Annotated in this window: 4 protein-coding genes and 1 tRNA gene; 2 read left to right on the top strand and 3 right to left on the bottom strand. The window is 70.0% G+C overall.

Translation table 11 applies throughout. The features are described from left to right. Together VK611_15900 and VK611_15895 are read right to left on the bottom strand one after the other, a co-directional pair. Positions 1-1,391, bottom strand: a 1,391-nt coding sequence (locus VK611_15900; GenBank protein HMG42815.1) for a site-specific integrase, incomplete at its 3' end; no start/stop codon positions are given. 192 nt (positions 1,392-1,583) lie between these two features. Then, positions 1,584-1,656: transfer RNA gene (locus tag VK611_15895), tRNA-Ala, on the bottom strand. A gap of 44 nt (positions 1,657-1,700) precedes the next feature. On the opposite strand from VK611_15895, the gene VK611_15890 reads away from it, so the two are divergent. Beyond that, the gene (locus tag VK611_15890) at positions 1,701-2,108 is read left to right on the top strand and encodes an RpiB/LacA/LacB family sugar-phosphate isomerase (GenBank protein HMG42814.1); all 408 of its coding nucleotides are present in this window, start codon (positions 1,701-1,703) and stop codon (positions 2,106-2,108) included. Between the two features lie 10 nt (positions 2,109-2,118). Here VK611_15890 and leuS read toward each other — a convergent pair whose 3' ends face one another. Beyond that, complete coding sequence (gene leuS, locus VK611_15885; GenBank protein HMG42813.1) at positions 2,119-5,022, bottom strand: leucine--tRNA ligase; 2,904 nt, start codon at positions 5,020-5,022, stop codon at positions 2,119-2,121. Between the two features lie 178 nt (positions 5,023-5,200). On the opposite strand from leuS, the gene VK611_15880 reads away from it, so the two are divergent. Further along, the gene (locus VK611_15880; protein ID HMG42812.1) at positions 5,201-6,841 is read left to right on the top strand and encodes an AMP-binding protein; all 1,641 of its coding nucleotides are present in this window, start codon (positions 5,201-5,203) and stop codon (positions 6,839-6,841) included. Positions 6,842-6,855 lie beyond the last annotated feature (14 nt).

The following is a 6,855-nucleotide window of genomic DNA, read 5'->3' as shown; positions in this document are numbered from 1 at the left end:
TGCATCAGGCTCCGCCGCCGCATCCTCGTACCCGCCGCCGTCATTTCTCGGTGGGCGGCCGTTGGCTCACACGACGTCGCCTGACATCGGCGGCGCAGATTGACGTCCCGGAACGCGACGCGGCCGGGGCCCGGCCGCGTCATGATCGGTGGGGCGCCGGGAGGCCGCCGCCCAGCGGGTGCGGCAGGCGCAGGCGGCACGTCGGCCCGGCCGCCACTCTGTCGTTCGGACGCCTTCTTGAGCTCCGGTCTTCTCGGCCCTCCCGCCTTTGGCTTCCTACTGGTCTTCGCTTTCTGAGCGAGCAGTTCGTTCCAGGCGTTCACGGCGTGGGGGAGCGTCGGCCGGACGGCGTGGCGGTAGCCCTCGGTAGTGCGGGTGTTGCTGTGACCGACCAGGTCGGCGACCTTGACCAGGTCGTTGAGCTTGTCGGAGACGAGCGACACGAAGGAGTGGCGCAGGTCGTAGGTGGTCCAGTCGCCCTCGAGGCCGGCACGCTGGCAGAGCCGCTTGAAGTCGCGGCGGAGGTTCGACACCGAGATCGGCGTCCCGTTGCGAGTGCAGAACACGAACCCGTCCGGGTCGTAGAGACCGAGCAGGTGCACCTCGGCTCGGTGATGGCGCAGGGCGGCGACGGCGAGCGGGTGGAGGCCGATGCCGCCCTTGCGGGAGGTCTTGGGCTCGGCCTGGCCGACGTAGCGCTTGTTCACCTCGTTGGCCCGCTCGGCGACGACGAGGTGGGGGTCGTCGCTGTCGATGTCGAGATGGGCCCAGCGCAGGCCGCTGAGCTCGCCCGGTCGGAGGCCGCACATGAGACCCGTAACCCACAACGCAGGCCGAGAGTCTTCCGGGATGGCGACGAGCAGCAGGGGTTCGACCTGCGCGATCGTGAGCGAGTTGCGCTCCTTGGCGGGCCGGGCCTCGGGGAGCAGGACGTCGGCCACCGGGTTCGTCTTGATGAGACCCTGACGGATGCCGAACTGGCAGGCCTGGTTCAAGTAGCTCCACGTGTGGTCGATGGTGCTGGTGGCGTGGCCCGCCTCGTCCATGTCCTGGAACACGGACTCGATCCGAGCGAGCCCTGTGCGCTCGACCTTCAGCTTGCCGATCTTCGGCCGCACGTGGCCGTCGAGGAGGTAGTCGATCTTGATGAGCGTGTTCTCGGCCTTCTTCTTGGCGTGCCTGTTCTTCTTGCCGGTCGGCGGACGCGGCGCCCCCGAAGCGACCCACGCGTTGATCACCTGGTCGAACGACGCCAGTCGCTCCCTCCGAGGTGCAGCACCTTCCGCTGTTGCCCGCTCGAAAAGGAGGTTCTTCAGGTCGGCGTCGGCGTCATCCTTCTCGACCCGCTCCACCTTCCGGCGGGAGCCGTCCGGGAACGTCACCCACGCCATCCACCGCTGCTTCGCGTCGTTCCACCGGACCGTCGGTCGTGCCACCTGCGAGTCTCCCTGGGGCCTCGACGTAGCCGGATTGCCAAAAGCTACGTTCGATTGAGCTACGTCAGGATGAAACGCCTAGGGCACCCGATCAGGCCCTCTGCCAGGACCGCGCAAACGCCCAGGTCAGAGGACCTGGGCGCTACGTGGAGCTAGTGGGAATCGAACCCACGACCTCTTCCATGCCATGGAAGCGCTCTACCAACTGAGCCATAGCCCCATAGGGGAACGCTCACCTTAGCATCTCGACGTACGCTCCAAATCATGCGAATCGCCTTCGGGACCGACGAGCGGACAGGGCTGACGGACCACATCAAGGAGCGGCTCCGGGAGCAGGGTCACGACCTCGTGGTCGTCGGCGAGGACCAACCGTGGCCGGACGTCGGGCGGGGCGTGGGGGAGGCCGTGGCCCACGGCGACGCCGACCGGGGCGTCGTCTGCTGCTGGACCGGCACCGGCGTGTCGATCGCCGCCAACAAGGTCCCGGGAGCAAGGGCCGCGCTGTGCACCGACCGGGCCACCGCCGAAGGCGCCCGCAAGTGGAACGACGCCAACGTCCTCGCTCTGGGCCTCCGGCTCACCTCGCCGACCGTCGCCGACGAGATGCTCGACGCCTTCATCGCCACCGAACCCGACGACGACGAAGCCGAGAACTACCGCAAGCTGAGCTGACTGAGCGGACTCAGCTGACGACGAAGTTCACCAGCCGGTCGGGGACCGTGATCACCTTGCGGACGGTCACGCCCTCGAGCAGCGAGGCCACCCGATCGTCGGACGTCGCCGCCGCCTCCAGAGCCGACCTGCTGAGCCCCACCGGCACCTCGATGCGCGCCCGCACCTTGCCGTTGACCTGCACCGGGATCTCCACGTAGTCGTCGATCAGCAGCGCCCGGTCGGCGACGGGGAAACGCTCCCGGGTGAGCGACTCGTCGTGGCCCAGCCGGGCCCACAGCTCCTCCGCCACGTGCGGCGCCAACGGGGCCAGCAGCAGCACCAACGTCTCGGCCACCTCGTCGGGCACCCCCTCACCGGCGCAGTGCGAGGTCAGGAAGTTGTTCAGCTCGGTGATCTTGGCGATGGCGACGTTGAACCGCAGGGTCTCCATCGCGTCACGCACGGCCGCGGTGGTCTTCGCCACCAGGCGCCGGGTCTCGTCGTCGGGCTCGTCACCGGCGACGGCGAGATCACCCGTGTCCTCGTCGATCAGGTTGCGCCACACCCGCTGCAGCAGGCGGTACACACCGACGACGTCGCGGGTCTCCCACGGCCGGCTCTGGTCCAGCGGGCCGGTCGACATCTCGTACAGCCGCAGCGTGTCGGCGCCGTACGTGGCGTACATCTCGTCGGGCGTGACCGAGTTCTTCAGGCTCTTGCCCATCTTCCCGAACTCACGTCGAACGGGCCGGCCCTCGTAGAAGAAGCCGCCGTCCCGCGCCTCGACCGAAGCCGAGTCGACGTAGACCCCCCGCTCGTCCTGGTAGGCGGCCGCCTGGATGTAGCCCTGGTTGAACAGCCGCTTGAAGGGCTCGACCGACGACACGTGGCCCAGGTCGTAGAGCACCTTCTGCCAGAACCGGGCGTACAGCAGGTGCAGCACGGCGTGCTCGACACCGCCGACGTACAGGTCGACGCCGCCCGTGTCGTCGGGCCCCGACGGCCCCATCCAGTACTGCTCGTTGACGGGGTCGACCAGCGCCTCCGTGTCGGTCGGGTCGAGGTAGCGCAGCTCGTACCAGCACGACCCCGCCCACTGCGGCATCGTGTTGGTCTCCCGGCGGTACAGCTTCGGGCCCTCGCCCAGGTCGAGCTCCACCTCGACCCAGTCGGCGGCCCGGGCCAGCGGCGGCGCCGGGTCCGACGTCAGGTCGTCCTCGGGGAACGTGGTGGGGGAGTAGTCCTCGATCTCGGGCAGCTCGATCGGCAGCATCCGGTCGGGGATCGGGCGGGGCAGGCCGTCGTCGGGGTCGTAGACGATCGGGAACGGCTCGCCCCAGTAGCGCTGCCGGCTGAACAGCCAGTCGCGCAGCTTGTACGTGACCGTGCCGGTGCCCAGGCCCTTGGACTCCAGCCACTCGATGATCGTGCGCTTGGCCTCGACGACGCCCAGGCCGTCGAGGCTGATCTCGTCGTTGGACGAGTTGATGGCGGGACCGTCGCCGACGTAGGCCTTGCCGTCCCAGCCCTCGGGCGGCTGCACCGTGCGGACGATGGGCAGGTCGAAGACCTCGGCGAACTCCCAGTCGCGCTCGTCCTGGCCCGGCACGGCCATGATCGCGCCGGTGCCGTAGCCCATCAGCACGTAGTCGGCGACGAAGACCGGGATCTCGGCGCCGTTCGTGGGGTTGGTCGCGTAGCTCCCGACGAAGACGCCGGTCTTCTCGCGCGACTCGACCTGGCGCTCCACGTCGCTGCGCCGCGAGGCCTCGTCCCGGTAGGCGGCGACGGCCTCGGCGGGCGTGGCGTGGCCGCCCGTCCACTCGGGCTTGGTGCCCTCGGGCCATGTTTCGGCGGTCAGCTCGTCGACCAGCGGGTGCTCGGGTGCCAGCACCATGTAGGTGGCGCCGAACAGCGTGTCGGGCCGGGTGGTGAACACCTCGATGGCGGGCTCGTCGGCCCACGACGACCGGGTGCCCACCGGGAAGCGCACGTTGGCGCCCTCCGACCGGCCTATCCAGTTGCGCTGCATCAGCTTGACCTTGTCGGGCCAGTCCAGCCGGTCGAGGTCGTCGATCAGGCGGTCGGCGTAGGCGGTGATGCGCAGCATCCACTGCTTCAGCGGCCGCCGGAACACGGGGAAGTTGCCCCGCTCGCTGCGCCCGTCGGCGGTGATCTCCTCGTTGGCCAGCACCGTGCCCAGGCCGGGGCACCAGTTGACCGGCGCCTCGTGCAGGTAGGCCAGGCGGTGGTTGTCGACCACGACCCGGCGTTGCGTCACCGTCAGGTCGGCCCAGGCAGCCTCGTGCGGGTTGGTGCCCTCGCCGGGCTCGCGCTCGCCGGCGTCGAGCGCCGCGATCAGCTCGCCGATCGGCCGGGCCCGGTCGGCGTCGGGGTCGTACCAGGAGTTGTAGATCTGCAGGAAGATCCACTGGGTCCAGCGGTAGTAGTTCGGGTCGGTGGTGACGACCGACCGCCGGTCGTCGTGGCCGAGGCCCAGCCGGCGCAGCTGGCGCCGCATGTTGGCGACGTTCGCCTCGGTAGTGACCCGCGGGTGCTGGCCGTGCTCGACGGCGTACTGCTCGGCCGGTAACCCGAACGCGTCGAAGCCCATGCAGTGCAGCACGTTGTGGCCCTGCATGCGCATGTAGCGGGCGTAGACGTCGGTGCCGATGTAGCCCAGTGGATGGCCCACGTGCAGTCCCGCCCCGCTGGGGTACGGGAACATGTCCATCACGTACAGCTTGCGGCTGTCGGCCAGCTCCTCGAAGCCCTTGCTCAGGTCGCCGATCGGGTTCGGTGCGTGGAAGACGCCCTCGTTCTCCCAACGAGCCTGCCAGGCGGTCTCGATCTGCTCGGCGAGCGCGGCGGTGTAGCGGTAGAGCGGAGTCTCGGAAGCGGCGGCGGGGCGGCCTTCGTCGGCATCGGCCATGAGAAGCCACAGTACCGGTTCAGGTGGACTCTCCTGGACTGACTCGCGGGGGCGCCGCGCCGACCCGCGGGAGCATCGCGGTGTGACATGTCTTACTTCGTGTAACCCGTGTGTTCGCCGGGAAGTCACACGGCTCATGCCCTCGTTTGCCGACCATTCAGCTGCGCATGGCTCCCTCGTGCAGCGCATCGAGCGCTCAGCACTGGCAGGACGGGCGGTCACGTTCGTCGTCGGTGGCAACGAGGACGTCACCTCCTGGAGCAACATCCACGAGGAGGCCAAGGGCTACGCGGCGGCGCTGCAGGCCCGCGGGGTCGGGCCGGGTGACCACGTGGCGCTGCTGTCGCCGACCACCCGTCCGCTCGTGTCGGCCATTCAGGCGACCTGGCTGACGGGGGCGACGCTGGTCGTGCTGCCGCTCCCGATGCGGCTGGGGTCGATCGAGGAGTTCGTGGCCCAGACCCGGCAGCGCATCCACCACGCCGACGCCAAGGTCGTGATCGTCGACCCGGAGCTGGCCCCGTTCGTGACGCCCGAGCCGGGCGACCCGCCGATGCTGGAGATCGGCGAGCTGGACTCCGGTGACGCGTCGGCCTGGGTGCGCCCGGCCGACGACCCCGAGCGGCTGGCGATCCTCCAGTTCACCAGCGGCTCCACCGCCGACCCGAAGGGCGTGATGCTCCCGGACCGGGCGGTGTGCGCCAACCTCGACGGCATCGCCGCCGCGGCGAGGCTCGATCCCGAGGCCGACGTGCTGGTGTCGTGGCTGCCGCTCTACCACGACATGGGGCTGGTCGGGCTGCTGATCCTGCCGATGTCGACCGGCACGCCGCTGGTGCTGGGCGCGCCGCAGGACTTCACGTCGCGGCCGTCGCGCTGGATGGAGTGGATCTCGACCTACGGCGGCACGGCCACGGCGGGTCCCAACTTCTCCTACGTGCTGGCGACCCGGGCCCTGAAGAACGGCGAGCAGCTCGACCTGTCGTCGCTGCGGGTGGCGCTCAACGGCGCCGAGCCCATCGATGCCGACAACATGGAGGACTTCGTGCGGGCCGGCGAGCGCCACGGGCTGCGTCCCGGCTCGGTGTTCCCGGCGTTCGGGATGGCCGAGGTGTCGATCGGCGGCACCTTCCCCGAGCCGATGCGCGGCATGGTGACCGACTGCGTCGACCGCCGCGTGCTGGAGACCGAGCGCTACGCCGCGCCCGTGGAGGACGCCTCGCCGGGTAGCCGGCGGTTCGCCCTGCTGGGCCGGGCCGTGCCGGGGCTGGAGATCCGCATCGTCGACCCCGAGACCGGCGCCGTGCTGAAGGACCGGGAGGTCGGCGAGCTGGAGATCCGGGGCACGTCGGTGACCACCGGCTACTACAAGCGCCCGGACGCCAACGCCGAGCTGTTCCACGAGGGCTGGCTGTGCACCGGCGACCTGGCCTACACGCTCGACGGTGAGCTGGTGGTGTGCGGTCGCATCAAGGACGTGATCATCGTCGGCGGCCGGAACGTCCTCCCCGAGGACGTGGAGCGGGCGGTCGGCCAGGTGGAGGGTGTGCGCGCCGGCAACGTCATCGCCTTCGGGGGCGTGGGTGCCCGGGGTCGGGAGGCGCTGGTGGTGGTGGCCGAGACCCGGGCCGACGACTTCGCCGACCTGCGCCACCGCGTCGCCGAGCGGGTCGTCGAGGCCGTGGGCGTGCCGGCCCGCGACATCGTGCTCGTGACGCCGGGGACGCTGCCGAAGACCAGCTCCGGCAAGCTGCAGCGCTCCCTCTGCAAGCGCCGCTACGACGACGGCCAGCTGGAGCTGGTCGACGCCGACGCCTGACCTGGGATCCTTCG

The sequence above is a fragment of the Acidimicrobiales bacterium genome (genome assembly GCA_035316325.1).
Classification (GTDB): domain Bacteria; phylum Actinomycetota; class Acidimicrobiia; order Acidimicrobiales; family VFJN01; genus DASXTK01.
The sequence above is the reverse complement of the archived record's forward strand: the minus strand, read 5'-3'. Positions and strand labels throughout refer to the sequence as shown.